Source organism: Tateyamaria sp. 7Alg 36 (assembly GCF_059882455.1).
Genome location: NZ_CM187613.1, coordinates 469,688 through 495,642 on the forward strand (window position 1 = coordinate 469,688; position 25,955 = coordinate 495,642).

At 60.5% G+C, this 25,955-nt stretch carries 27 protein-coding genes and 2 tRNA genes; 22 read left to right on the forward strand and 7 right to left on the reverse strand.

The genetic code is table 11. The features are described 5' to 3' along the window. Position 1: 1 nt before the first annotated feature. The 7 genes from AC6GQJ_RS02260 (at position 2) to AC6GQJ_RS02290 (ending at position 8,172) form a co-directional block, all read left to right on the forward strand. Positions 2 to 1,108: an NUDIX domain-containing protein gene (locus AC6GQJ_RS02260; protein WP_500771353.1), complete on the forward strand. Its 1,107-nt coding sequence runs from the start codon at positions 2 to 4 to the stop codon at positions 1,106 to 1,108. Positions 1,109 to 1,223: 115 nt separating this feature from the next. After that, a complete protein-coding gene (locus AC6GQJ_RS02265) occupies positions 1,224 to 2,258 on the forward strand; it encodes a cysteine synthase A (protein WP_500771355.1) in 1,035 nt (344 codons plus the stop codon). Next, complete coding sequence (locus AC6GQJ_RS02270) at positions 2,258 to 4,672, forward strand: DUF3772 domain-containing protein (RefSeq protein WP_500771357.1); 2,415 nt, start codon at positions 2,258 to 2,260, stop codon at positions 4,670 to 4,672. Before AC6GQJ_RS02265 ends, AC6GQJ_RS02270 begins: the two co-directional genes overlap by 1 nt. Beyond that, positions 4,669 to 5,388 (forward strand): alanyl-tRNA editing protein, encoded by a 720-nt coding sequence (locus AC6GQJ_RS02275; RefSeq protein WP_500771359.1) that lies wholly within the window; start codon positions 4,669 to 4,671, stop codon positions 5,386 to 5,388. The genes AC6GQJ_RS02270 and AC6GQJ_RS02275 overlap by 4 nt, the downstream gene beginning before the upstream one ends. Positions 5,389 to 5,492: 104 nt before the next feature. Then, positions 5,493 to 5,582, forward strand: a tRNA-Ser gene (locus AC6GQJ_RS02280). Positions 5,583 to 6,348: 766 nt separating this feature from the next. Further along, positions 6,349 to 6,870: a Hint domain-containing protein gene (locus AC6GQJ_RS02285; RefSeq protein ID WP_500771361.1), complete on the forward strand. Its 522-nt coding sequence runs from the start codon at positions 6,349 to 6,351 to the stop codon at positions 6,868 to 6,870. A 78-nt stretch (positions 6,871 to 6,948) separates the two neighbouring features. Next, on the forward strand, positions 6,949 to 8,172 hold the full coding sequence (locus AC6GQJ_RS02290; RefSeq protein WP_500771363.1) for a Hint domain-containing protein: 1,224 nt from the start codon (positions 6,949 to 6,951) through the stop codon (positions 8,170 to 8,172). A gap of 253 nt (positions 8,173 to 8,425) precedes the next feature. Here AC6GQJ_RS02290 and AC6GQJ_RS02295 read toward each other — a convergent pair. Then, positions 8,426 to 8,515, reverse strand: a tRNA-Ser gene (locus AC6GQJ_RS02295). A 171-nt stretch (positions 8,516 to 8,686) separates the two neighbouring features. Between AC6GQJ_RS02295 and AC6GQJ_RS02300 the strand changes: the two genes are divergently transcribed. The 10 genes from AC6GQJ_RS02300 (at position 8,687) to AC6GQJ_RS02345 (ending at position 16,859) form a co-directional block, all read left to right on the forward strand. Beyond that, complete coding sequence (locus AC6GQJ_RS02300) at positions 8,687 to 9,529, forward strand: DUF2059 domain-containing protein (protein WP_500771365.1); 843 nt, start codon at positions 8,687 to 8,689, stop codon at positions 9,527 to 9,529. Then, positions 9,529 to 10,305, forward strand: a complete 777-nt coding sequence (locus AC6GQJ_RS02305; RefSeq protein ID WP_500771367.1) for a DUF2059 domain-containing protein — start codon at positions 9,529 to 9,531, stop codon at positions 10,303 to 10,305. Before AC6GQJ_RS02300 ends, AC6GQJ_RS02305 begins: the two co-directional genes overlap by 1 nt. Before the next feature lie 190 nt (positions 10,306 to 10,495). Continuing rightward, positions 10,496 to 11,215: a 50S ribosomal protein L21 gene (locus AC6GQJ_RS02310; protein ID WP_500771369.1), complete on the forward strand. Its 720-nt coding sequence runs from the start codon at positions 10,496 to 10,498 to the stop codon at positions 11,213 to 11,215. 12 nt (positions 11,216 to 11,227) lie between these two features. Next, positions 11,228 to 11,497, forward strand: coding sequence for a 50S ribosomal protein L27 (gene rpmA / locus AC6GQJ_RS02315; protein WP_500771371.1), 270 nt, complete (start codon positions 11,228 to 11,230; stop codon positions 11,495 to 11,497). 79 nt (positions 11,498 to 11,576) lie between these two features. Next, positions 11,577 to 12,128: a GNAT family N-acetyltransferase gene (locus AC6GQJ_RS02320; RefSeq protein ID WP_500771373.1), complete on the forward strand. Its 552-nt coding sequence runs from the start codon at positions 11,577 to 11,579 to the stop codon at positions 12,126 to 12,128. Next, positions 12,125 to 12,727: a LysE family translocator gene (locus AC6GQJ_RS02325; protein WP_500771375.1), complete on the forward strand. Its 603-nt coding sequence runs from the start codon at positions 12,125 to 12,127 to the stop codon at positions 12,725 to 12,727. The genes AC6GQJ_RS02320 and AC6GQJ_RS02325 overlap by 4 nt, the downstream gene beginning before the upstream one ends. Positions 12,728 to 12,735: 8 nt before the next feature. Continuing rightward, positions 12,736 to 13,266, forward strand: a complete 531-nt coding sequence (locus tag AC6GQJ_RS02330; RefSeq protein ID WP_500773779.1) for a GNAT family N-acetyltransferase — start codon at positions 12,736 to 12,738, stop codon at positions 13,264 to 13,266. Positions 13,267 to 13,388: 122 nt separating this feature from the next. After that, positions 13,389 to 14,423 carry a GTPase ObgE gene (gene obgE, locus AC6GQJ_RS02335; protein WP_500771377.1) on the forward strand — a complete coding sequence of 345 codons (1,035 nt, stop codon included), beginning with the start codon at positions 13,389 to 13,391 and terminating at the stop codon, positions 14,421 to 14,423. Next, positions 14,411 to 15,517, forward strand: a complete 1,107-nt coding sequence (gene proB / locus AC6GQJ_RS02340) for a glutamate 5-kinase (RefSeq protein WP_500771379.1) — start codon at positions 14,411 to 14,413, stop codon at positions 15,515 to 15,517. Before obgE ends, proB begins: the two co-directional genes overlap by 13 nt. Before the next feature lie 76 nt (positions 15,518 to 15,593). Next, positions 15,594 to 16,859 (forward strand): glutamate-5-semialdehyde dehydrogenase, encoded by a 1,266-nt coding sequence (locus AC6GQJ_RS02345; RefSeq protein ID WP_500771381.1) that lies wholly within the window; start codon positions 15,594 to 15,596, stop codon positions 16,857 to 16,859. Here the strand turns inward: AC6GQJ_RS02345 and AC6GQJ_RS02350 are convergent. Continuing rightward, a complete protein-coding gene (locus AC6GQJ_RS02350) occupies positions 16,856 to 17,449 on the reverse strand; it encodes a histidine phosphotransferase family protein (RefSeq protein ID WP_500771383.1) in 594 nt (197 codons plus the stop codon). The two genes, AC6GQJ_RS02345 and AC6GQJ_RS02350, sit on opposite strands and share 4 nt — an antisense overlap. 38 nt (positions 17,450 to 17,487) lie before the next feature. On the opposite strand from AC6GQJ_RS02350, the gene AC6GQJ_RS02355 reads away from it, so the two are divergent. From AC6GQJ_RS02355 to olsA, 3 genes are all read left to right on the forward strand, one after another. Then, the gene (locus AC6GQJ_RS02355; protein ID WP_500771385.1) at positions 17,488 to 17,670 is read left to right on the forward strand and encodes a DUF3553 domain-containing protein; all 183 of its coding nucleotides are present in this window, start codon (positions 17,488 to 17,490) and stop codon (positions 17,668 to 17,670) included. A gap of 93 nt (positions 17,671 to 17,763) precedes the next feature. Then, complete coding sequence (gene olsB, locus AC6GQJ_RS02360; RefSeq protein WP_500771387.1) at positions 17,764 to 18,528, forward strand: L-ornithine N(alpha)-acyltransferase; 765 nt, start codon at positions 17,764 to 17,766, stop codon at positions 18,526 to 18,528. After that, positions 18,525 to 19,346: a lyso-ornithine lipid O-acyltransferase gene (olsA, locus tag AC6GQJ_RS02365; RefSeq protein ID WP_500771389.1), complete on the forward strand. Its 822-nt coding sequence runs from the start codon at positions 18,525 to 18,527 to the stop codon at positions 19,344 to 19,346. The genes olsB and olsA overlap by 4 nt, the downstream gene beginning before the upstream one ends. 8 nt (positions 19,347 to 19,354) lie before the next feature. On the opposite strand, the gene AC6GQJ_RS02370 is transcribed toward olsA, so the two are convergent. After that, entirely contained in the window at positions 19,355 to 20,257 is a 903-nt protein-coding gene (locus AC6GQJ_RS02370) for a glutaminase (RefSeq protein WP_500771391.1), read from the reverse strand. Between the two features lie 374 nt (positions 20,258 to 20,631). Between AC6GQJ_RS02370 and rpsB the strand changes: the two genes are divergently transcribed. After that, positions 20,632 to 21,507, forward strand: a complete 876-nt coding sequence (gene rpsB, locus AC6GQJ_RS02375) for a 30S ribosomal protein S2 (protein ID WP_500771393.1) — start codon at positions 20,632 to 20,634, stop codon at positions 21,505 to 21,507. Positions 21,508 to 21,583: 76 nt separating this feature from the next. Next, entirely contained in the window at positions 21,584 to 22,459 is an 876-nt protein-coding gene (gene tsf, locus AC6GQJ_RS02380; RefSeq protein WP_500771395.1) for a translation elongation factor Ts, read from the forward strand. A gap of 746 nt (positions 22,460 to 23,205) precedes the next feature. Here tsf and AC6GQJ_RS02385 read toward each other — a convergent pair. The 4 genes from AC6GQJ_RS02385 to AC6GQJ_RS02400 all read right to left on the reverse strand — a co-directional run bounded on the left by AC6GQJ_RS02385 (position 23,206) and on the right by AC6GQJ_RS02400 (position 25,932). Continuing rightward, a complete protein-coding gene (locus AC6GQJ_RS02385; protein ID WP_500773781.1) occupies positions 23,206 to 23,934 on the reverse strand; it encodes a LuxR family transcriptional regulator in 729 nt (242 codons plus the stop codon). Positions 23,935 to 23,951: 17 nt separating this feature from the next. Continuing rightward, positions 23,952 to 24,395: a type II 3-dehydroquinate dehydratase gene (gene aroQ / locus AC6GQJ_RS02390; protein WP_500771397.1), complete on the reverse strand. Its 444-nt coding sequence runs from the start codon at positions 24,393 to 24,395 to the stop codon at positions 23,952 to 23,954. A 62-nt stretch (positions 24,396 to 24,457) separates the two neighbouring features. Continuing rightward, positions 24,458 to 24,931 carry a MaoC family dehydratase gene (locus AC6GQJ_RS02395; RefSeq protein ID WP_500771399.1) on the reverse strand — a complete coding sequence of 158 codons (474 nt, stop codon included), beginning with the start codon at positions 24,929 to 24,931 and terminating at the stop codon, positions 24,458 to 24,460. Then, positions 24,928 to 25,932 carry an NADP-dependent oxidoreductase gene (locus AC6GQJ_RS02400; protein ID WP_500771401.1) on the reverse strand — a complete coding sequence of 335 codons (1,005 nt, stop codon included), beginning with the start codon at positions 25,930 to 25,932 and terminating at the stop codon, positions 24,928 to 24,930. Before AC6GQJ_RS02400 ends, AC6GQJ_RS02395 begins: the two co-directional genes overlap by 4 nt. Positions 25,933 to 25,955: the final 23 nt, after the last annotated feature.

The following is a 25,955-nucleotide window of genomic DNA, read 5'->3' on the forward strand; positions in this document are numbered from 1 at the left end:
TATGCAAAACCTGTTCTTTTACGGCACATTGCGCCATGTGCCCTTGCTGGAATCTGTGCTGGGCCGTGCTGCGTCCGATCTGGATGTGACGGCGGCGGTCTTGCCAGCCTACGCGGTTCTAGCAGCGCAAGAGGGGCCGTTTCCGGTGCTTGTCGCGGATGCGCATGCGCAGGCTGACGGGGTTCTGGTGCGGGGCCTGTCGTCACAGGATATTGCGCGCCTTGATTACTACGAGGCGGGGTTCGATTTTGATCTGCGCCACCTTTCCCTTGCCGACGGGCAGATGGCCGATGTCTATGTGCCGACGCCCGATCTGTGGTCCACCAACGGGCCGTGGGATTTTGCGGCATGGGTGCGCGACTGGTCGGAGATGAGCGTCTTCGCCTCCCAAGAGGTGATGGACGGGTTCGGGCACATCCCGCCCGAAGAGATCGCCAGACGCTTTCCCCGCATTCGCGCCCGCGCATGGAGCCGCGTTCTGGCCCAGAAATCGCGCCACGGGGCAGGGGTCTTGCAGGGCCGCGTCGATATCCTTGGGCGCACGCGCGTCCACACCAACTTTTTCGGCATGGACGAGATCACCATGCGCCACGAGACCTTCGATGGCGGCATGTCCGAACCGCTGAACCGGTCGGTGTTCGTCACCTCGGATGCGTCGATTGTGCTGCCTTACGATCCGGTGCGCGACCGCGTGTTGCTGGTGGAACAGATCCGGTTGGGGCCGATTGGCCGCTACGATCCGGTCGTGTGGCAGATGGAGCCGATTGCCGGCCTTGTCGATCCGGGCGAAAGCCCCGAGGATGCCGCCCACCGTGAGGCGCGGGAAGAGGCGGGGCTGACCTTTTCCGCATTGGAACCGGTCGCGGAATGCTACCCTTCGCCCGGGGGAAATACGGATTTCTTCCACATCTATGTGGGTCTATGCGACCTGCCCGATACTGCCACAGGGATCGGCGGGGCCGAGGACGAGGGCGAGAATATCCGCAGCCATGTGATGGCGTTCGATGCGCTGTTGGCATTGGCCGAGGACCGGCGCACCGCCAATGCGCCGCTGACGCTGGCCACCTATTGGCTGGCCCATCACCGCACCCGCCTGCGCAAAACCTAAGCTTGGCGCAGGCGCGTCCTTGCCGCCATGGCCTGTCGCGTCGTGCGTCACGGGTTGAGGTCGCAGGGCGCGCCGGATACACCAACAGGAACACCACGCGAAAGGAACGTCGCCCATGCGCTTTGCCCCTGATCTGGCCGCCGCCGTTGGAAACACCCCCCTTATCAAACTGCGCCGCGCAAGCGAAGAAACCGGATGCACCATTTTGGGCAAGGCCGAGTTCATGAACCCCGGCCAGTCGGTCAAGGACCGCGCCGCCCTGTCCATCATCAAGGACGCCGTCGCCTCTGGCGCGCTGCGCCCCGGTGGCACGATTGTCGAAGGGACGGCGGGCAATACCGGCATCGGTCTGGCGCTTGTCGGCGCCTCCATGGGGTTCAAGACGGTGATTGTCATTCCTGAAACCCAAAGTCAGGAAAAGAAGGATATGCTGCGTCTGGCAGGGGCGGAACTGATTCAGGTGCCTGCCGCGCCCTATCGTAATCCGAACAACTTTGTACGCTATTCCGGTCGTTTGGCCGAAAAACTTGCCGAAAGCGAACCGAATGGTGCGATCTGGGCGAACCAGTTCGACAACACGGCAAACCGTCAGGCGCATATCGACACTACGGGCCCAGAAATCTGGGAACAGACCAACGGCAAGGTCGATGGTTTCATCTGCGCGGTTGGTTCCGGCGGTACGCTGGCAGGTATCTCGGACGTGTTACAGCCCAAAGGCGTGAAGATCGGGATTGCCGATCCCGACGGTGCCGCCCTGCACAGCTTTTACACCACGGGCGAGATCGCGACCGATGGCAGTTCCATTGCCGAAGGTATCGGTCAGGTGCGCATCACCAAGAACCTCGAAGGGTTCCGCCCCGATTTCAGCTACAATATCTCTGATTCCGAAGCGCTGCCCATCGTCTTTGACCTGTTGCAGCACGAAGGGCTGTGCCTTGGGGCCTCTTCGGGGGTGAACGTGGCCGGTGCGATCCGTTTGGCGCGTGAATTGGGGCCGGGACACACGATTGTGACCATCCTGTGCGACTTTGGCACGCGGTATCAGTCGAAACTGTTCAACCCCGACTTCCTTAAGGACAAAGGGTTGCCTGTGCCTGACTGGCTGGACCGTGCGCCTGCCAGCATTCCCGGTGTGTTCGAGGACGTCTGATGATCCGTCAGGTTTTGCGCGCTGTCGCGCTCGCGTGGGCCGTTGCCGTCTGGGCGACGCTGGCCAGCGCGCAAACGGGTACGCCCGACTATTCCGCATGGCAGACAGTGGCGCAACGCGCCGAGTCTGCGGTGGAATCCGGTGGGGCCTCTGACGCGGCGTTCAATGCGTTGCGCAGCGAGGTGGCCGATTGGCGCCAGCAGTTCCAGTCGCAACTGTCCATCAACGACAGCCGCATTCAGACCCTGCGCGAACAGATCGCAAGCCTTGGCGAACCACCGGCCGAGGGGGAAACGGAATCGCCCGAGATTGCCGGTCGCCGCGCCGAGTTGAACGAACAGCTTGAGCGTCTGACCACCCCGCGCCGCACCGCCGAAGAGGCGTTCAGCCGTGCCAACGGCGTGATTGCAGAGATCGACCAGATCTTGCGAGACCGACAGGCCGAGGAGCTGTTGAACCGTGGCCCGCTGCCGATCAATCCTAGCAACTGGCCGACTGCGACCCGCGAGGTCAGCAGCACCTTTGCCGAAACGCTTAAAGGTATGCGCAGTGCGGTCGAAAACCCCGCACGGCTTGCGGCCGCGCAGGACAACCTGCCGCTGGTGCTGCTGCTTTTGGTGGTTGGTTTCATCCTGCTGGGTAAATCGCGCACATGGCTGGAACTGCTGGCGGCGCGGGTTCAGGTGGCTGTGCGTGACGCAACAGGCGGCATTGCCAGCTTTGTCGTATCGCTGGGCCAGATCATCCTGCCCATGTTCGGCCTTTGGGCGCTGGTCCGCGCCATCGGCGCGACACAGTTGTTCGGCCCCCGCGGTCAGTTGATCCTCGACGCGATGGAGCCGATGGGCCTTGTCCTGTTCTTCTCGCTCTGGCTGGGCAGCCGGTTTTTCCCGAAGGACGAGGCCGTCTATGCACCGCTGGCACTGCCCGCGGACCGACGGACCGAGGGGCGCTATTATACGTTCTTCCTTGGCCTTGTGTTTGCGCTGGCCATCCTGCTGGACCGCGTATCGGAATTCGAACGCTATGATCCGGCGACCGATACGGTGCTGCATTTCCTGCTGATCGTGGGGGCGGGTCTTGTCCTGACGCGCATCGGATGGGTCGTGCGCCGGTCCGCCGCGAATGCGGGTGACGAAAGTTCGGAAAGCGCCTTTGCGTCCCGCTTTATCTCTGTCATCGGGCGGATTGCGATTGTGCTGGGTGTGTTGGGTCCGCTTTTGGCCGCTTTGGGCTATGGCATGGCCGCGCGCACGCTGGTCTATCCGGCGATGGCGTCGCTGGCGCTGTTTGCCACAATTTCGCTTGTGCAGAACCTCGTGCGCGACATTTACGCTGCGATCCGCCCTGGTGAAGGCGCGCGTGACAGTCTTGTGCCGACGCTGCTCAGCTTTACCATTGTGGTGCTGTCCCTGCCGTTTCTGGCGCTGATCTGGGGCGCGCGTGTCACAGACCTGACCGAAGTCTGGAACATGGTGCGCACAGGTCTGACCATCGGTGACACCACCATTTCCCCAAGCAGCTTTTTCACCCTGATCATCGTCTTCGCACTTGGGTATTTCCTGACCCGCGCCATGCAGAACGCGATGAAACTGTCGGTCCTGCCCAAGACCAAGATTGAACCGGGTGGGCAAGTGGCGATTGTATCGGGCCTTGGCTATGTCGGCATCTTTCTGGCCGCGCTGGTGTCGATCACTGCCGCAGGGATTGATTTGTCGAGCCTTGCGATTGTCGCTGGTGCCTTGTCGGTTGGTATCGGTTTTGGTCTGCAAACTATCGTGTCGAACTTTGTGTCGGGGATTATCCTGCTGATCGAACGGCCCATCGCCGAAGGTGACTGGATCGAGGTGGGCGGCCAGATGGGCTATGTCCGGTCGATCTCGGTCCGCTCCACACGTATCGAGACGTTTGACCGCACCGATGTGATCGTGCCCAATGCCGATCTGATTTCCGGCACGGTGACGAACTATACCCGTGGCAACACGGTCGGGCGCGTGATTATTCCGGTCGGCGTCGCCTATGGTACAGACACGCGCCGCGTTGACCGCATCTTGCGCGAACTGGCCGAGGCGCATCCCATGGCGCTGATGAACCCGCCACCGATGATCCTGTTTTCCGGCTTTGGCGCGGACAGTCTGGATTTTGAAATCCGCATCATTCTGCGCGATGTGAACTGGATGATGGCCGTTAAGAACGAGCTGAACCACCAGATCGCCGAACGTTTCGCCGAAGAAGGGATCGAAATTCCCTTTGCACAGCGGGACATATGGCTGCGCAATCCCGAAGCGCTGAACCCCAAAGCGCCCGCCGCGCAACCCGCCCCCGAACCCGCCGATGCATCGCGCGAAATGCGCGAGATCGAGCCCGAAGAAGACAGCGCGCCGGACAGTGACGGCGACGGAGATGCACGATGACCGAACTGTTGTTCCGCGAGGATGCCTATCTGCGCGACGCGCCCGCCAAGGTGCGCGACATCACGCCCGAAGGCGGCATCGTTCTGGACAAGACGCTGTTCTATCCCACGGGCGGTGGACAGCCCGGCGATAGCGGCACCTTGTCATGGGACGGTCAGGATCTGGCCATTGCCACCACGGTAAAGGGCGATAAGGATGCGGTCATTCTGGTGCCCGCCGAGCCGCGCGCCCTGCCACCCATTGGAGCGCAGGTGACTCAGTCGCTCGACTGGGAACGGCGCTATGGCCACATGCGGGTGCACACCGCGCTGCATCTGTTGTCTGTCGCTGTGCCTTTCGGGGTGACGGGCGGGTCCATCGGGGCGACGCGGGGGCGGCTTGATTTCGACATGGCCGACGCGCCCGAAGATCGCGACGGGATCGAGGCGATGCTGAATGATTACGTCTCGGCCGACATGCGCGTGACCGAAGAGTGGATCACCGGCGCGGAGTTGGACGCGAATCCCGCCTTGGTGAAAACCCTGTCGGTGCAGCCGCCACGCGGGGCAGGGCACATCCGTCTGGTGCGGATCGGCGAAGCCGAGGAAACCGTAGACCTTCAACCCTGCGGTGGCACCCACGTTGCGCGCACCGGCGAGATCGGCGCGCTGCGCATCGGCAAGATCGAGAAAAAAGGCCGCATGAACCGCCGCATCTACCTGCATCTCGACGGGTGATTTCGCCGACCTGACGGGGCGCTGGAATAACATTTCGGAAATCATGCTTTTCTTTCATCTACCCGCTTGCGTTCCGGTGCCGGAATTGGGTAAACCGCGCGCACGGACAGGTGGCCGAGTGGTCGAAGGCGCACGCCTGGAAAGTGTGTAGGCGGGAGACCGTCTCCAGGGTTCGAATCCCTGTCTGTCCGCCATTCAGCCTTTTGGAACCTTTTCCCAAAACGCGAGAGCAGAGAATTTTCTAAAAGTTTACCCTAGATTCCTTGTTACTGGAGATCTGTTTCGCAACCTCGCTGATCGGGCGGCGATCTATGGCTTGCATCATTGGTGAGCGCGTCTGCGGGGAAGTGCCCAGAATTTCGGCGGGATGGCGAGAATTTGCCTATGCCAGCTATCCGTATGATTGTAAGCCAGCGGTTGTCTTTACGAAGATTTGATGGCCTCGCGGGTCAGAAACTTTTGAGGGTCGCCAGAGGTCTACGGCACCGCATCAACGGTTTCGAAGACGACCAATCGCGCCAAGAATGGTCAGAGGATCGGTTTGCAAGTTCACGCATAACGTGTCTCTGCTCGGGTTCTATCGGTTTAAAATTTCGTTTGAATACCGACCCTTAGTCAGTGCTTGGACATGGCGGTTCTATCGGCCGCCGACGCGGCAAGGGACTCGCGAGAATCAGAATCCTGCAAGGGTGGGTGCCCACGCCATGAACCACGCCCGTTCAGCCATTTGTTGATCCCGCAGGCAGACCGCGCGAGCTAAATTTAGTACTTTATAGCCACCCGCTATCCTTCTGTTTCGCAAACGCGACCAGACTGTTTCCGGATTTTCGGTTACTATTTGAGATAGAGTGGGCATACCCTCAGGTTGTATAGCGGTTCAAACGTGCACGAACAGTTAATCACCCTGTTTTGATATCCGGCCTGATTACTGCCTTTAACCGTTTCACTAGGAGGTTCGTTATGAACAAGATCGAGAGTGCTGGAGGGTTCGCTGCCGGAACACGTCTGCTTTCTCGTAATGGTTTCACCCCCGTCGAATGTGTGGAGGTTGGGGACAGCATTATAACCCGCCGCGACGGGATGAGCCGCGTGACACAAATCGTCCAGACACGTGTCGAAACACGGTTTGTCCGGTTTCAGGCGCATTCGTTGGGTGAACAAAGCCCGCGCACCGAATTGCTGCTGCCTCAGGATCAGCGCGTACTGGTGCGCGACTGGAGAGCTCAGGAAATCTTTGACGCGGATTTCGCATTGGTTGAGGCGCGTGCGCTGATTGACGATGTGTTTGTGACACTCACGGAACCGCGCACAGAAACCCTGTTCCAGCTGTCCTTTGCAACACACGCCGTTCTGTACCTCGAAGGGGTCGAGGTCGGGTCGGCAAACGCCGTCACACTGAAGAAACCGCGCGTTGCGCGTGACAACGAAACCTCACGACCCGCTGCAAGCCCGCCCAAGGCGCGCAGTTCCCTAAACTCCTAACGACCCAAAATGCTCGGCTCTGCCAGCCGCGCATCGCATTTACGCATTCGCCAACTCTATCTGCTCAATAGGTGAGAAATGCCATATACCACACAGCTGCCAAACGGGGTAATCGAACTCGACACCAACGGGTTACCCATCGTCACCACCAACTTCATTTCCATTCTTAACGCGCTTGGCCCCAGCCAGGAATTCACCAACTATGATGTGCCGGGCGATCAGGGGGCGACGACCCTTGTGAACGGCGACGACTTCGCGATGCGCTTTGTCGATAGTGGCACCGGCGCCATCAGCACCGTCGATGAAGGCACCTATGTCGGCGACTTCACCCTGTCGACTGCGTCCGTGAACCTTAACATCGGTCTGGTGAACGTCACCGTCACCTTGAACCCGATCGAGGGCGAGCTTTACCAAGACGAGAACGGCAATTTCTTCATGATCTCGGAAGAACCTCTGACCGAGGATCGTCTGGGCCTGAGTATCGAACTCGACCCGCTGGTCGGGCCGACATTGTCCGTTGACCTGAACTTGTCCGATCCGCTTGATGGCGTGCCGCTTGTCGGCAATCTGGTCGCGCCCGTGATCCAGCAGGTTCTCGACACTGCCTTGGTAACGTTCGAAGTCGATGTGAATGGCACGCTCAGCTTTGACGACAGCCTGATCCCCTGTTTCGCACAAGGAACCCTTATCGCCACCGAAAAGGGCGCGATCCCTGTTGAATCGCTCAAGGTCGGGGACCGGGTGTTGACCCAAGACAGCGGGTACAAGGAAATCCAGTGGATCGGCTGCGCAACCGTCAGCAGCAGCACACTGCGGGCAAACAAGAACCTGCGGCCCATTCGTATCCGCGCCGGTGCATTGGGTGCCGACCTGCCGTCCGAGGATCTGATCGTTTCCCCCCAGCACAGGGTTCTGATGCGATCCAAGATCAATATCAGAATGTTCGAAACAGCCGAGGTTCTGGTCGCCGCCAAAAAGCTTCTGGGCTTTGAAGGGGTGGAGCGTGTCGATGATTGCGAGCCGGTCGAATACTACCACTTCCTATTCGACTGCCACGAGATCGTGTTCGCGAATTCGGCCCCGACGGAGTCACTCTACACCGGCAGACAGGCGCTTACCTCGATCAGCGAAAAAGCCCGCGCGGAAATATTCCTGCTGTTCCCCGAATTGGCAGAGGAAGCATACCGCCCCGTTCCGGCCCGCCATATCCCCGAAGGCCAGAAACTGAAAACCGTGCTGCATCGCCACATCAAGAACAAAAAGCGTGTTGTGTCGGAGGGTGCGGAGCTGCTGCAAGCGTAGTTCGGCGGAGCCAACAAACGCCTAACTCCCTTACTTGTTAGGGGGTTAGGCAGTACCTTCATTCTTAAAGTCCAGCGTCGGGCCAGCATGTTTAAAAGACCTGCTGGCCCGAATGTCGTCCAATTCTACGCATCAGTCTGTCGAAGGCGAATATACGGGCCAATCTTCAAGCATTCAGCATGTGGAAAGCTAAGCTTGCGCCGACATGCGTTTGGCGTAGCGCACACTAAAATCAAAAGCTTCCAAAGGATAATGGCGGAGAGACAGGGATTCGAACCCTGGGTGGGCTTGCACCCACAACGGTTTTCGAGACCGCCCCGTTCGACCACTCCGGCACCTCTCCGCGGGGGTCTGGTGCGCCCTATTAGAAACAAGAGGCGCGGCATGCAAGGCACTTTTTGCCGATTATGTCGAACACGGGAAATTTGGTGGACCTTGCGCGCAAAACGCATACCCTTGAGCGGTAAAGCAAAAGGTGTGCCCCACAGGGCCGCCAGCCCCTGAAAGGACCCTCATGCGCGCTGTTCGATCCCTCTTGGCCCCGAGATTTGTAGCGACCCTGTTGACCTGTTTGATGCTGCCCGTCTGGGCGCATGCGGCGGATCGCGCCAAACTACAGGACTTTTTACAGGTCACGGGATTCGATGTGGCGCTGGAAAGCATCCGTTTGTCGGCAAGTTCCGCGCCCGAGATGCTGGGCCTCGAGGCCGAGGCGTTTGGTTCGGAATGGGCGCGCCTGACGGACGAGGTGTTCCAGACCGAGATCATGCATGATCTGGCCCTCGATATACTCGAACAGACACTGGATGACGCGCTGTTGACCCATGCGGCGGACTTCTATGCCACCGATCTGGGGCAGCGTTTGGTTGTGGCGGAAAACGCCTCGCATATGAGCGAGGATGACGACCTGAAAGCCGAAAGCGGCGAGGCGATCATCGAAGGCTTGGAACGTATCGACAGCCCGCGGCTCGATACGCTGGAACGCATGATTGCCGCCTCGGACAGTGCCGGCACGGCTGTGCGCGCCATCCAAGAAGTGCAGGTGCGGTTCCTGATGGCTGCCGCCGCAGCGGGCGTGATCGAGTTACAACTGGAAGAACCTGACCTGCGCGAACTGCTTTCCACCGACGAGGAAGCGATGGAAGAGGAAATCGCCGCCAATGCGTTGATCGGGTCGGCCTATACCTACCAGTCGTTTTCCGATGCCGAGGTGCTGGAATATACAGAGGCGCTGGAAAACCCGAAGATGCGGCAGGTCTATGACCTGATGAATGCCGTACAATACGAGATCATGGCCAACCGGTTCGAGGCTCTGGCAAGTGCGATGCAACGGCTTCAACCCAGTCAGGAGCTGTGATGCGCCCCCTTATCTTTGCGTTTGCATTTATATGGTCGGCCACGGCGGCGCTGGCCAATCCCGACACGGAACGCTTGCTGGATGCCATCGGCCTGCCGGACCTGATCGCGGTCTTTTCCATCGAAGGGCAAGAGGCGGGCGCGGCGATTGATGACGGGTTCCTGAACGGGCAGGGCGGGGCGGTCTGGGACGAAACCGTGCGCCGTCTGTATGACCCGCAGCGGTTGGAACAGGAAATGCGCGCAGGCGTTGTGGCGGGACTGGATGGCGACATGGCCGCTCAGGCGCTGATGTTCTTTGACAGCGATCTGGGCCAGAAAATTGTGGAACTCGAGGTGCAGGCCCGCCGCGCCATGCTCGACCCCGCGCTTGAGGCGCGTGCCAAATCCGCCTCTAGCGCCAATAGCAACGCGATCACGCGCTTTCTTGAGGCGCGCAATCTGGTGGTGCGCAATACGGATGTGGGTGTGTCGTCGCAAACCGCGTTCTTTGCCGGACTGGCCGCCACATCACCGTCACAAGACGCATTGCCCGATCCCGAAGCGCGCCGCGATACCATCCGCACCGAAAGCGAGGCGTGGTTGCGCGGCTACTATGCACTGGCGCAATCACCGCTTAGCGAGGACGAGGTTGCGATCTATACCGCCTTCTGGGAAACGGATGTGGGCAAGGCCCTTGACGACGCGCTGTTTTCCGCCTTTGCCAATAGCTATGAAACCCTGTCTTTCGCGCTTGGGCAGGCGGCAGGGCGCCTTTCGGTGCAAAACGAACTTTAGCGCGGCCAACCCCCTTGACTTGGCGGGGTGTTCCGAACATAAGCCGCCATCTCTGCACCGCATATGGCGGGCGGGATTTATTGACATGACGTCCCCAAACGGGGCGCGCTGTTCGAGGCGGACCTGATAAAGGTTCACAAACGCCGACACGGTCGGGGCCACAGAACGCGGTAAACAAAGGAAGACGACCATGTTCGCGGTTCTTAAAACCGGCGGCAAACAGTACAAAGTTCAATCGGGCGACACGCTCCGCGTTGAAAAACTGGCCGCAAATGCAGGTGACAAAGTCCAATTCAACGACGTTCTGATGATTGGCGGCGACAAGCCCCAAGTCGGCGCGCCGCTGGTGGCAGATGCAGGCGTTCAAGCCGAAGTCATCGAACAGATCAAAGGCCCCAAGACGATCAACTTCGTCAAGCGTCGCCGGAAGCACTCTTCCAAGCGGACCAAGGGCCACCGCCAGCAACTGACGCTGGTACGCGTGACAGACATTCTGGCATCGGGCGCTTCGGCTTCCGGTATCATGGCAGCTGAAAATGGTGCGGGCTTCGGCGCGGTCATTTCCGACGGCCAGTATGCCAAGAACAAGACGCAACAGAACGAGATGGCGCGTCGCGTCGTCGAAGGCGAAGCCAACGAGAAGGTCGCAGAGACCAAGCCGAAGGCCGCGTCCAAGCCCAAAGCGGCCAAGAAAGACAAAGCTGACGATGGTGCAGATGATCTGACCAAAATCAGCGGCGTTGGCCCAGTGATCGTGAAAAAGCTGCACGCTCTTGGCGTGACAACTTTCGCTCAGATCGCGGCGTGGACACCTGAAGACGTCGAAGAAATGGACGAAAAGCTGTCGTTCAAAGGTCGCATCGACCGTGACGACTGGCTGAAACAAGCCGCAGAGCTGGCTAAAGGCTAAGGAGAGACACCAATGGCACATAAAAAAGCAGGCGGTTCATCCCGTAACGGTCGCGACTCCGCAGGTCGCCGTCTTGGCGTGAAGAAATATGGCGGCGAAGCTGTCATTCCCGGCAACATCATCGTGCGTCAGCGCGGGACCAAGTATTGGCCCGCAGAAGGCGTTGGCATGGGCAAGGATCACACCATCTTTGCAACCGTTGACGGTTCTGTGACCTTCCACAAAGGTCTGAAAAACCGCACGTTTATCTCGGTTCTCCCGGTGGCGGAGGCTGCTGAATAAGCCGCGAGACGGATTTTGACAAATTCGGGGATCGGCGGACACGCCGGTCCCTTTTTCATTTAATCAGCGAGGCCTGATCATGGCCGACCACCTAAAGCCGATTTTGAAAGGCGCGCAGGTTACCTTGCGCGATGCGACACCGCTGGATGTTCCGGCGCGGTTCGCACTGGGCAATACGCCTGAAATCCACGCGATGTTCGGGGCCGACCCCAGCACCGTGCGCGATATCACGTCCGACGCCGCCCAAGCGTGGGTGCAATCCCATATGGATGACCCGCACGCTTGGATCATCGAGGCCAAGGGCGCCCTGATCGGCGGCATCCGTCTGCACAGCGTCAACTATTCCGACAAACGCGCACAGATCGCCATCGGCATCGTGGACACAGGCGCGCTTGGCCAGGGCTTTGGCACGCAGGCGATGCAACTGTTGGCCGCCCATGCATTTGACACGATGGGCCTGCACCGTTTGGGCTGTCGCGTGCTGGATTTCAACGCGCGCGCCATCAAAGCCTATGAAAAGGTCGGCTTTCAGGTGGAGGGGCGCGAGCGTGAATCCGCGCTGATCGCCAATGCGTGGCACGATGATCTGATCCTTGGCCTGCTGGACCGCGATCTGGCGCGCGTATCATGAGCGTCGCCGCCGCCTCCTTCGCCGTTTTCGCGGCCTCTCAGGTTGCCACCCCCGGTCCGGCAAACATGGCCCTACTAGCCACGGGGGCACGGTTCGGCTTTCGCGCCTCCTTGCCCTTTGTGGCGGGGGTCGCATTGGGCAAGCAACTGGTGATCTGGCCGGTCGGTTTCGGCGTCATGGAACTGGGCGCGCGCGCCCCTTGGGTGTTCGACGTGTTGAAATGGGCCTCTGCGGCGTATATCATCTGGCTGGCTTACAAGGTGGCCAACCTCCGCCTTAGCCAGACAGAACCAACACCCACCGCGCCCGGTTTTCTTGCCGGGCTGGTCGTCCATCCGCTGAATCCCAAAGCGTGGGCGATGATCTTGGCCGGTTTCACCGGCTTCGTACAGGCAGGCACAGATCCCCTGATCGCGACGGGTGCTATTGCAGCCATCCTGCTGGCCACCCAACTTGTTTTGCATCCCCTGTGGACACTGGCAGGGGATCGCATCGCGCGCAGCCTCGCAGGGTCTCGCGCGGAACCCTATGTAATGTACACACTCGCCGGCCTCACGGTCGCGTCGGTGCTTTTCGCCCTTTTCTGGAAAGGAATTTAACCGTGGAAATGGAGAAAATCGTGACCCAGCCATTGATCGAGACGGAACGCCTGGTGCTTCGCCCCTTGCGTAAGTCCGACATGGGGCTGATCGAACTCTATTGGAGCGACCCGCGCGTCGCCCATATGACCACCGCCATTCCGCACCCCGTGCCCCCTGGCATGTCCGAGGCCTTTGTCGCCCGCGCCATGGAAGACACGCGGGTGGATGATGTCTGGGCCATGGACGGTATCAAATCCGGCGGGGCCGAGGTGATGGGCCTGATCTCTCTGGAACGGATGGACCGAAACCAGTCCGAAGTCGCCTATTGGGTCGCGCCCCCATTCTGGAACACCGGCCTTGCCTCCGACGCGGTACAGGCACTGGTCGAGGCGAACCCGATGCGCAACGCGGCCATGTTCGCCAGCGTGTTTCAAGATAACCCCGCCTCGGCGCGGGTGCTGACCCATTGCGGGTTCAAATATCTCGGCGACGCCGAAAGTTTCTCGATCGCGCGCAATACAACTGTGCCGACTTGGACCTATAGTCGCAAACTCTAGGGCATCTGCCCCTTCTCTGTTCCCGAAAATCCCGGGGGAGGCCCGCAAGGGCCGGGGGCAGAGCCCCGAAAACACCACCCGTGGCCCACAAAGCGGCCCGCACAAAAACAGGATACGGACCCATGAAATTCCTCGATCTGGCCAAAGTCTACATCCGCTCAGGGTCCGGCGGGAACGGGTGCATCTCGTTCCGCCGAGAGAAATACATCGAATACGGTGGCCCCGACGGCGGTGATGGCGGCGGCGGTGGCTCGGTCTGGGCCGAGGCCGTGGACGGTCTGAACACGCTGATCGACTTCCGCTATCAACAGCACTTCTTTGCCAAGAACGGGCAGGGCGGTATGGGGCGGCAACGCACCGGCAAGGACGGCGACGACATCGTGCTGCGCGTGCCCGTTGGTACTGAAATCCTCGACGAAGATCAGGAAACCGTCATCGTTGACATGACCGAACTGGGCCAGCGCGTGGAACTGGCACGTGGTGGCAATGGCGGTTGGGGCAACCTGCACTTCAAATCCGCGACCAACCAAGCCCCGCGGCGCGCCAACCCCGGACAGGATGGTGTCGAACGCACGCTTTGGCTACGGCTCAAACTGATTGCGGATGTGGGCCTGCTCGGCCTGCCCAACGCGGGTAAGTCGACCTTTCTGGCCACGACATCCAACGCGCGTCCGAAAATCGCCGACTATCCGTTCACCACGCTGCACCCGAACCTCGGTGTGGTCGGGGTGGACAATGTCGAATTCGTGGTTGCCGACATTCCGGGACTGATCGAAGGCGCTTCCGAAGGGCGCGGCCTTGGCGATCTGTTCCTCGGGCATGTGGAACGCTGCGCGGTCCTGTTGCACCTGATCGACGGTACCTCCGAAACGGTGGTGGATGATTACAAAACCATCATCGGAGAGCTTGAGGCCTATGGCGGCGAACTGGCCGACAAACCCCGCATCACCGTGTTGAACAAGACCGACGCCATGGATGAGGAAGAGCAGTCAACCGCCTTGAAAGACTTGGAAAAAGCATCTGGGGGGCCGGTCATGACCATGTCCAGCGTCGCCCGTATCGGCGTCACCGAAGTGCTGCGCGCCCTGCGCAGCCAGATCGACGACGACCGCATCCGCCAGCGCCCCGTAGAACAGGAAGAACCATGGCGTCCCTGACCTCTGCCAAACGTCTGGTGATCAAGATCGGGTCCGCCTTGCTGGTGGACCGCACAACCGGCGCGTTGCGCAGCGACTGGCTGCTTGGCCTTGCGCAAGACGTGGCATGGCTGAAACAGGCGGGCGTGCAGGTGGTGCTGGTCTCGTCCGGCTCCATCGCCTTGGGGCGTGGCGCGCTGAACCTGCCCGCCACCGATCTTGCCCTCGAACAGTCCCAAGCCGCCGCTGCCGTTGGCCAGATCCGTCTGGCCCGCGCTTATGAGGAGGTCATGGCCCCCCACGGCATCACCACCGCCCAAGTGCTGATGACGCTGGAAGACAGCCGCGATCGCCGCCGCTATCTCAACTCCCGCGCCACGCTGGAACAACTGGTGTCTCTGGGTGCGCTGCCGATTGTGAACGAAAACGACACGGTCGCCACGGATGAAATCCGCTTTGGCGACAATGACCGTCTTGCCGCGCAGATCGCCGCCACCATCGGCGCGGACCAGCTTGTGCTGCTGTCGGATGTGGACGGGTTCTATTCCGCCAATCCGGCCGATGATCCGACCGCGCAGCGCTACGATGTGATCGACACGATCACGCCCGAGATCGAGGCGCAGGCAGGGGATGCAGGCTCGGGCCTGTCCAAAGGCGGGATGAAGACCAAGCTGATGGCCGCCAAAACCGCCACCGCCGCAGGCTGCACCATGGCGATCTGCCACGGGGCCGCGATGCGCCCGCTGACGGCGCTCGAACAGGGCGCAAACGCCACATGGTTCACCGCCACGCTCGACCCGCAAGCGGCGCGCAAACGCTGGATCGGTGCGATGAAACCGCGTGGCACGCTGACCCTTGATGCAGGTGCCGCGCAGGCATTGCTCAATGGAAACAGCTTGTTACCGGCTGGCGTTCGCGCTGTTTCCGGCACGTTCGGGCGCGGCGATCCGGTGGCCCTGCACGACCCTGACGGCCACCAACTCGGCCTCGGCCTCAGCCGCTATACCGCAAAAGAGGCGGACACGATCAAGGGCCATCAAAGCCAGCAGATCGAAACCCTCCTTGGATATCCGGGACGGGCCGCGCTGGTCCATCGGGACGATATGGCGCTGTAACTCTTCTTTTGGCTATAAATACTGCCGCCGGAGGCCTAAAATCTCATGGCAAGCCGCTCGCAAAAGGACGCAACCGATGAAAGATTTCGCTGACATTCCCGCCCTCATGGCCGACATCGGGGCCCGCGCCAAACGTGCCGCGGCTGAACTGGCCATTGCCAGTGCGGAACGCAAACATGCGGCTCTGATCTCGGCGGCTGACAATGTCTGGGCCGACCGTCAAAGCATCATCGAGGCCAATGAAAAAGACATGGCGTTCGGGCGCGACAAGGGGCTGACCGATGCGATGATGGACCGGCTGCGCCTTGACGAAGACCGCATTCGTGGCATCGTCGACGGCCTGCGCGCCGTGGCAGAACAGAAGGATCCGGTGGGCGAAGTCCTCGAGGAATGGACCCAAAGCACCGGCTTGCATATCTCGCGGGTGCGCACGCCACTGGGCGTCATCGGTGTGATCTATGAAAGCCGCCCCAACGTGACGGCGGATGCGGGGGCGCTGTGCCTCAAGGCGGGCAATGCCGTGATCCTGCGCGGGGGGTCGGAAAGCTTCCATTCGTCCTCGGCCATCCACGCTTGCATGCAGCAAGGGCTGCGCGATGCGAACTTGCCCGAGGACGCGATTCAACTGGTGCCGACCCGTGATCGCAGCGCGGTAAGCGAGATGCTGACCATGACCGACACGATTGACGTGATCGTACCACGCGGGGGCAAAGGGCTGGTGGGCCTTGTCCAGCGCGAGGCGCGCGTGCCCGTGTTCGCCCATCTCGAAGGCATCGTTCACATCTACGTGGACAAAGATGCCGACCCCGAAAAAGTGCTGAAAGTGGTGCTCAACGCCAAAACGCGGCGCACGGGCATTTGCGGCGCGGCGGAATGCCTGTTGATCCATAAGGACATCGCCAATTCCATCGGCATGGGGCTGGTGCGCGCCCTGATGGATGCGGGCGTGCGGGTGCACGGCGACGAAACACTCCAGTCCATCGAAGGGGTCGAGGCTGCCACCTCGGATGACTGGGGGCGCGAATATCTCGACATGGATATTGCCGCCCGTGTGGTCGGTGATCTGGACGAGGCGATGGCGCATATCCGCACCTATGGCTCAAACCACACCGATTGCATCCTGACCGAGGACGCCGCCGCCGCAGCGCGCTTTCTGAACGAGCTTGATAGCGCGATCCTGATGCACAACGCGTCGACCCAGTTCGCGGATGGGGGCGAGTTCGGAATGGGCGCGGAAATCGGCATTGCCACCGGAAAGATGCATGCCCGCGGCCCTGTCGGTGCGGCGCAACTGACCAGCTTTAAATATCAGGTGCGTGGCGACGGGACGGTGCGCGCTTAGAACCGGATATGCAGCGCGCCGTCCTCTCGGCTGGTGGTGACGCTACGCTTGGCGTCCTTCGCCACGGCAGGCAGCAACGCGAATTGCACATGGGCGGGGGCCAGCGTTTCGGCCTCGCCCCCGTCAAGCAGCGACCAAAGCGTGTCGTCGGGATTGGCTTTTGGTGAATGGCCCGACACGGTCCACGCGCCCGCATCGCAACTGATTTCAACCCTGCCACCATAGGGCATTGAACTTTCAAGGCATTGCACCGCCAAAAAGGCCATGCGCACGGACCAGCGCGGCTGTTCGTCCATCGGGCCATAGGCGACGCTTAACCGGCCACCGCCGGTCATATCCCGCAGGATGCTGACCACTTCGGAGCGGCCCATCGGCTGATCGCTTGCCGCACCATAGGCGATGCGGAAGAACCTGATGCGGGCGCTCGCGTTCTCCACGCTCTCGGTGATAAGGTCCAGTTCCGGCCCCTCGCGGTCGTTCGACATACCCAGCAGCTCAAGCCCGTTGTTGATTGCGCCGATTGGCGATATCAGGTCATGGCAGATGCGGCTGCCGATCAGGGCGGCAAGGTTCACATTAGTTTGGCCCATATGCGGTCCCGTAAGAGTGCCCGCGCGAAAGGCAGGTCATGGAAGATTTCAACGCCATTCTCGCTCCTGGCATGTTGGTGCGCCATCCCCAGAACAGGGAATGGGGGATCGGTCAGGTCCAGAGCAACATCGCCGGTCGGATCACGGTCAACTTTCCCGACGCCGGAAAGGTGGTGATTGATGGCACGCGCATCGCGCTGGAGCCGGTCTTTGATGCCTGAACTTCCTTACCGAAACCTTAACGCTACACAACCTTAAGTGGCAAACCATTTGTGGCTTTGCCTTTGCACCCGCATCTCGTTAAACCGCCCGCGATGACACTGACCCATGAACCCGAATTCCGCGTAGCGCTTGCCGGTGGTCCTGACGATCTGAGGGCCGCGCAGGCCTTGCGCTATAAGGTCTTTGTCGAGGAACTGGGCGGCGGCGGTGCCTTGGTCGATCACGATCAACGGCTTGAGCAGGACCGGTTTGATCCGTTCTTTGACCATTTGCTGCTGTATGATGATGCTGCGCAGGGGCAGGTGGTCGGTGTCTACCGGATGTTGCGCAGCGAACAGGCGCGTGCGGCGGGTGCCTATTACTCCGAAGGTGAATACGATCTGACCCCGCTGCGCGCCACGGGGCGGCGGTTGCTGGAACTGGGGCGGTCCTGCGTGCATGCCGATTACCGTGGCGGCACGGCGATGTTCCATCTGTGGAATGGGCTGGCCGCCTACGTGGCCGAGCACGAGATCGAGATCATGTTCGGCGTCGCCTCCTTCCACGGCACCGATACGCGCGCACTTGGGCCTGCGCTATCCCTGTTGCACCACCGCCATCTTGCGCCGGTACCGCTGCGGGTGCGGGCCAAGGGGATCGGGGCGACATCGATGGATCTGATGGAAGAGGCGCAGATCGACCGCCGCGCGGCGATGACGCAAATGCCCGCGCTAATCAAAGCGTATCTGCGCCTTGGCGGTGTTGTGGGCGAGGGGGCCTTTATCGACCGCGCCTTTAACACGACCGATGTATGCCTGATCATGGACACCGCCGCCATGTCACCGCGCCAGAAACGCATCTACGGGGCCGGTGGATGAGCATCACATGGGACAGTGACGAACCGCCCTTTCACCCCAGAACGGGCGTGGCGGGCTGGATCCGCGTTGTGCTGCGGGGGCTGGCCATCATTCTGACCATCGGCTGCGGCCTGTTGCTGCTGCTGCCCCTGCGCGTGGTTGAGCGTGCCGCACATGGCATGGCGCGCCCATGGACGCCGCATATCACCCGCGCCGTCTGCCGTGTGGCACTGGTCTGTATGGGCCTCGGCTTCGAAAGGCGCGGCAAGCCGATGGACGGGCGGGGCGCGATTGTCGCTAACCATTCAAGCTGGCTCGATATCTTTGTACTGAACGCCAGCGACACGGTATTCTTTGTGTCGAAATCCGAAGTGGCAGGCTGGCCCGGGATCGGGTTTCTGGCGCGCGCGACCGGAACACTGTTCATCGCGCGCAACCGTCATCAGGCCAAAACCCACCTGCAACTGTTCGAAGACCGCCTGCTGGCCGGTCACCGTCTCCTGTTCTTTCCCGAAGGGACCAGCACCGATGGATTGCGGGTTCTGCCCTTCAAATCCACGCTGTTTCAGGCGTTTTACGACCCCGACCTGCGCGATGTGCTGTCGGTGCAGCCCGTATCGGTCACCTATCATGCCCCAACGGGCGAGGATGCGCGCACCTATGGCTGGTGGGGCGATATGGAGTTTGGCACCCACCTGATCGCGACGCTTGCGCTGCGGCGGCAGGGACGTGTGGTGGTCGACTATCACACGCCCATTCGGGTTGCCGACATGCCCGACCGCAAGGCGCTGGCCGCCGCCTGCGAGGCAGCTGTGCGGGCAGGGCATAGATCTAGCTGACTGCAGGCCTAGAACACCGACCATGCGGTCATATCCGACAGCATCGTCGCCGCACGGGTGCCAGCATGGGAGTTTCCATAGCGGTTCAACCCCGGCGACCAGATCGCGATCGACGCGACATGCGGCGCGATCACGAGAATGCCGCCGCCGACACCGCTTTTGCCCGGAAGGCCGACGCGAAAGGCGAAATCGCCCGACCCGTCATAATGCCCGCAGGTCATCATCAGTGCATTCACCCGCCGTGCGCGTTGTTGTGACAGCACCTTGGGCGCGTCCTTCAGCCCCGCCAGTGAACGCCCCGCGAGGGCAAGTTGGTCGGTCGACATCTCGATAGCGCATTGGTGGAAATAGGTGCCAAGGGTCAGTTCGGGGTCATTGTCCAAATTGCCGTGGGACTTGAGGTAATAGGCCAGCGCCTTGTTGCGCGCACCGGTTTCCTGTTCCGAGGCGGCGACGTTTTCGTTGATATAGATGTCCTCGCATTCCGACATGTGCCGGATCAGGCCGAGGATCTCGGCCAGCGCCATATTGGGCTGACGCCCCGACAACAGCGCATCTGTCGTCACAATCGCGCCTGCGTTCACATAAGGGTTACGCGGGCGGCCCTTTTCCCGTTCCAGCAGGACAACCGAGTCAAAGGACGTGCCGGACGGTTCGCGCCCCACACGGCCCCATAACTGGTCACCGACACGGCCAAGGGCGGCAACAAGGGCAAAGACCTTGGTGATGCTTTGTACCGAGAACGGCTTGGTCGCGTCACCGGCGCTGATCAGACGGCCATCGGCCAGACAGACGCTGATCGCGAACTGGCGCGGATCGACGCCCGCGAGTTCGGGAATATACTGTGCCGTCTGCCCCCAGTCGTCCTGTTCAAAGATCTCTGCCGCAATGGTGTCGAGTATCTCTTGCACGCGGGTCCTCCTGAAAGTGCGGTGCGCGTGCGCAGTCGGGGGCACGGCATTGGCCCTGAAAACCATGCACGCCGTGACAAGACAAGGGAAGGATGGTTTACAGCCGCGAAGGACCGTATTCGCGTGTTCTGCCTGTCAAACATCGGGTAAGCGCGCCATTCGGGGGGATTTTGCACGCCCCATCGCGGATCTCGGCGATTAAGCGCGCCAAACGCCTTGCCATCCCCGAAACAATCCCCTATGGCCCCCTCATTCAATCCGCAGTTCGGGGCGGGCTTATGGGGGAGACATCCCTGTCAGTCCACCGGTTGGCAATTTCCATGATGGAACACGCTGCACCCCCGAACGAGGCGAAAACCGGAAAAGGAAAAGACATGGCTCTTCCCGAGTTCACCATGCGCCAACTGCTTGAAGCAGGCGTACACTTTGGCCACCAGACACAGCGCTGGAACCCACGTATGGGTCCGTTCATCTACGGCGCGCGTAATGGCATCCACATCATGGACCTGACGCAAACTGTTCCTATGCTGGATCAGGCGTTGCAAGCCATCCGCGACACCGTTGCGAAAAACGGCCGCGTTCTGTTCGTTGGCACCAAGCGTCAGGCTGCTCAGCCTGTGGCCGAAGCCGCCGAGAAATGCGCGCAGTACTACATGAACCACCGCTGGCTCGGTGGCACGCTGACCAACTGGCAGACGGTTTCCAAGTCGATCAACCGTCTGAAGTCCATCGACGAGCAGTCCGAGATCGGTTTCGAAGGCCTGACCAAGAAAGAGCGTCTGGGCATGGAACGTGACCAGAGCAAACTGCAAGCCAGCCTTGGCGGTATCCGCGAAATGGGCGGTCGTCCCGACCTGCTGTTCGTCATCGACGTGAAAAAAGAAGCACTGGCCGTTGCCGAAGCCAACAAACTGGGTATCCCGGTTGTGGCCGTGGTTGACACTAACTGCTCGCCCGATGGTGTGGATTACATCATTCCAGGTAACGACGACGCGGCACGTGCGATTGCACTCTACTGCGATCTGGCAGCCCGCGCAGCACTTGACGGCATGAGCGCCCAACTGGGTGCGGCTGGCGTTGATCTGGGTGCAATGGAAGAAGCACCTGTTGAAGAAGCTGTTGCGCCCGCAAGCACCGGTGTCGAAGTCGGCAACGCGTCGGAAGAAACAGTGACCAACGACGCCATGTCCAAGGACGCGCCGCTGGATCTGGAATCCAAGCAAGAGACCGTGGCCAAAGCCGAAGGCTAAGCCCTGTCACGAAGTTGATACAGCACAGGGTGTACGCACCCTGCGCTATCACCACGTATTTGAGGAGAGCCAAAACATGGCAATCACAGCAGCAATGGTCAAAGAACTGCGCGACAGCACGGGCGCAGGCATGATGGATGCCAAGAAGGCATTGACAGAGAATGATGGCGACATGGAAGCGGCAGTCGACTGGCTGCGCACCAAAGGTCTTGCCAAAGCAGCGAAGAAATCCGGCCGCACCGCGGCAGAGGGTCTGGTCGCTGTTGTCGTCGACGGTGGCACAGGTGTCGCGGTCGAAGTGAACTCGGAAACCGACTTTGTCGGCAAGAACGCCGAGTTCCAGCAAATGGTTTCCGGTATCGCATCTGTCGCGCTTGGCGCGGACGATGTCGAGGCGCTGAAAGCGGCTGACATGGGCGGCAAATCCGTTGCGGACGTCGTCACAGACAAGATCGCAACCATTGGCGAAAACATGAGCGTGCGCCGTATGGCCAAGCTGACCGGCGGCAACGTCGTGTCCTATGTGCACAACGCAGCCGCGCCCGGCATGGGCAAAATCGGCGTGCTGGTTGCCATGGACGGTGGTGACGAAGCGTTCGGTAAGCAAGTTGCGATGCACATCGCCGCTGTGAACCCCGCCTCGCTGTCCGAAGCTGATCTGGACGCGGCCGTGGTCGAGAAGGAAAAGCAGGTCCAGATGGACATCGCGCGCGAAAGCGGCAAGCCCGAAGCCGTGATCGAGAAGATGATCGTTGGCCGGATGAAAAAGTACATGTCTGAAGTGACATTGCTGAACCAGTCCTTCGTGGTGAACCCCGATCTGACCGTGGCACAAGCTGCAGAAGAAGCCGGCGCGACCATCACAGGCTTTGCCCGTCTGGAAGTTGGCGAAGGCATTGAAGTGGAAAAAGAAGACTTCGCAGCCGAAGTTGCGAAAGTCGGTAAGGCCTAAGCCTTACCCACTGAGTAAATTTGAAACGGCGTGCCCTGACGGGTGCGCCGTTTTTTTGTCCGTGCTTCGGGCGTGGTTGATCAACTGTGATCCAAAGGACGCTGGCGCGACGACATATTTCATTTTGGAAATCTGTTTCGTGCCGTTCTGAATTGGCGATCGCAGCGCCGGTGGCCAATACGGGATTTCAGTATTTTTGGCCAAAAGAAGGGGAGGGGTTGGTCCCTCGGTCCGAACGGCATGCCGGATTGTAAGGGTCGGATATTATACGGGAATTGCAGCGGGGCGGGATTGCCTTGGGACTGGAATCCCGCCCTTTTGTGCACGCACCCTCTGCCACGGGGATGAGACATTGAAGGTGCGGTAAAACCCGACCCACCTGCGGATCAATACACAGGCGAGTCGGCTCCGGATAGACCGGTCGGGCTGGAGTGCCTCTGTAATTCCAAAGGGTCCTTCCCGCTGCTCCCTGGCTAAAGCCACCACTCACGGAACACGCATACAATGCCGCATTTTGAGGGCGATTTGGAAGTGGGGGATTCCATACCCGATGATAAAAACTTCTTCTGACGCAAGGTTGCACGCATTTTTGTGGCTTTTTTCACGTGCTAGTGGTGGATTTGGAGGGAATCACGCCTACGGGGGGCAGTTTGGCCTGTTGTATTTGCGCGAATTTGCAGGTGTGATTCTGCGGGAAGGGCCAAGGCGCTGGCCCGCACGTCGGGCGCACAATCTGAGCGGTGCGCTTACGCTTCGAGGATGAACATCTGGTTAGCGAATGCGGCTTTCAAAACCGCTTGGGCAGTGGTCTCAACCGCCAGCGCTTCGCGCGCGAGGCGCAGGTGCTTTTCCACCGTGGCCGAGGTCAGGCCCATAATGATTGCAATATCTTGCATCGTTTTGCCGTCGCCAACCCACTCCAGCGCCTCGCGCTGGCGCTTGGTCAGGGCGCGGTTCGGGGCCGTATAGGGCAGGGTCAGGATTTTAAGGTGCGCTACATTGTTCATCAGGTGGATGTCGCGGCCGTGTTTTTCCCAGATCGCGTCCACATCTTCCTGTGTCATGCCGCGTTTGGCGGTCAGCGCGATGGCCCCTTTGGAGCGGGCAGAGACGGATTTGAAGCTGATTGTATAGCCTGCCGTCACGCCCATGGAGTAGTTGAATTCCAGCACGCGCCGTTCGGCGGGGGTGAGCGTTTCGCTTGAATGCATCTGGGCCAGAATGCCCCAGCTGCACGCCCCTTCGTTATGGAGCGCCCAGTTAACCATGGGGGCGTGGACATAGTGCTGTTCGCCCATGAAAATATCGGAATATTCACGGTCGTGGTTGGTCAGGATGATGAAATCCTCGGGGTCGCCCAGCGAGTTTCCCGACCGGTAGCGGGTAAAGCCGTAGATCAGCCTGTCAAACCCGTATTCTTCCATCTTGCGCGTATGGGATTCCCACAGCTCTTCGATGGTCTGGCAGTTCGACATGCGATGGAGAAAGCTTTTCACGTTCCGCCCCCGATATGTCCGAGCAGGGCGTCGATGGCCAGTGTATAGCCCGCCGCCCCAAAGCCGCAGATCATGCCCACGGCCACCGGCGCGATAAAGCTTTTGTGGCGGAACGCCTCGCGTGCGTGGATGTTGGACAGGTGTAGTTCAACCACGGCCATTTCAGCACTCAGGATCGCGTCATGCAGCGCAATCGACGTGTGCGTATAGGCGCCTGCGTTCAGAACAATCCCGTCAAAAGTGCCGCGCGAGGCGTGGATCGCATCGACCAAAGCGCCCTCGTGGTTGGACTGACGGCAGGTCACATGCACGCCGCGCGCCTCGCCATGGGCCACGCACATCGCTTCTACATCGGCGAGCGTCGTGTGGCCGTAAATCTCGGGCTGACGTGTGCCCAACAGGTTCAGGTTGGGGCCGTTTAAAACAAGAACTGAGGACATGGAAAATACCTTTGTGTTGCCATGGTGTTAGCGGCTTGCCCCCCGTTCTGTCCAGTGTGGCGTTAAGCAGGATCGTCAAACACGGCCAGACCAAGCCAATCGGCCACCAGTGCTGGCGTGTCCTGCCCGTCGATTTCGATGGTCAGTTTCGTCTCGCGGAGGAGAGTGGTGGGCGTGCGCCGCTTGATGCTGATCAGCGTGAAACGCCCGCGCACGCGGTCCTTGGGGCGCACGGGCGAGAGGAAGCGCAGCTTTTCAAAGCCGTAGTTGATGCCCATGGTTTGCCCATCCAACAAGGGAAAACAGTCATAGGCAAAGCGGCTGGCAAGGCTGAGCGTCAGGAACCCGTGGGCAATGGTGCCGCCAAAGGCGGTGTCGCGCGCGGCGCGGTCTGGGTCGATGTGAATCCACTGGTCGTCATGGGTGGTTTTGGCGAACTGGTCGATCATGTCCTGATCGACCGTAATCCAGTTTGACACGCCGACCTCTTGGCCGATCTGCGCGTGCAACTGGTCATAGGCGGCGTCGATACTCATGCCGGATCCTCTGCGACGCGCACGATTCGCTTGCCGAAATTGTCGCCATTCAGCAGCCCGACAAGGGCGGAAGGTGCGTTTTCCAGCCCTTCGACGATATCCTCGGCCACCTTGATCTGCCCCGATTTCACCCACGCGCTCAGGGCGCGCGTCGCTTTGGCATCGTCCTGAGCGTAGTCCATCACGATAAAGCCCTGCATGCGCAACCGCTTGATGATCAGCGCGGCAGGCAGGTTGCGCGGGCCGACGGGCGTGTCGGTTTCATACTGGCTGATCGCGCCGCAGCAGACGATGCGGCCCTTTTCGTTCATCAGCGCCAGCAGCGTTTCGAGTGTTTTGCCACCCACATTGTCGAAATAGACGTCAATTCCGGCAGGGCACACATTGCGCAGGGATTTGTACAGATTGTCGGCGCGGTAATCGACGCAGGCGTCAAAGCCGAGTGTATCGGTGACATAGGCGCATTTTTCCGGTCCGCCTGCGATGCCGACCACGCGGCAGCCAAGCGCCTTGCCGATCTGCCCAACCAGCCCGCCGACCGATCCTGCCGCGGCGCTGACCACGATGGTTTCGCCCGCCAGCGGTTCACCAATGCGCAGCAACCCGTGAAAGGCGGTCTTTCCGGCAATGCCATACACGCTCAGCAGGTTTGACAGGGGCTGGATGGCGGGTAGCTTTTGCAACTTGCGGGCAGGGCGGGTGATATAGTCGGCCCAGACGGCATCCGCCCCCACGATGTCCCCCACGGCAAGCCGGTCCGAGTTGCTTTGCACCACTTGGCAGATCGAATAGGTGGGCATCGGATTGCCCGGGGCGACGGGGTCGCGATAGGTCGCGCCCTGCATCCATGCACGGTTCGCAGCGTCAATACTCATCAGTATGGTGCGCAACAGCACCTCACCCTCGGCAGGGACCGGCATCGGCGCGGTGCCAAGCGCGAAATGTTCGACGCCCAGCTTTGCTTCGGGCAACGAGGCGATGGTGATCTGGCGGTTGGTCAACGGCGTCGCTCCGGCTTATAAGG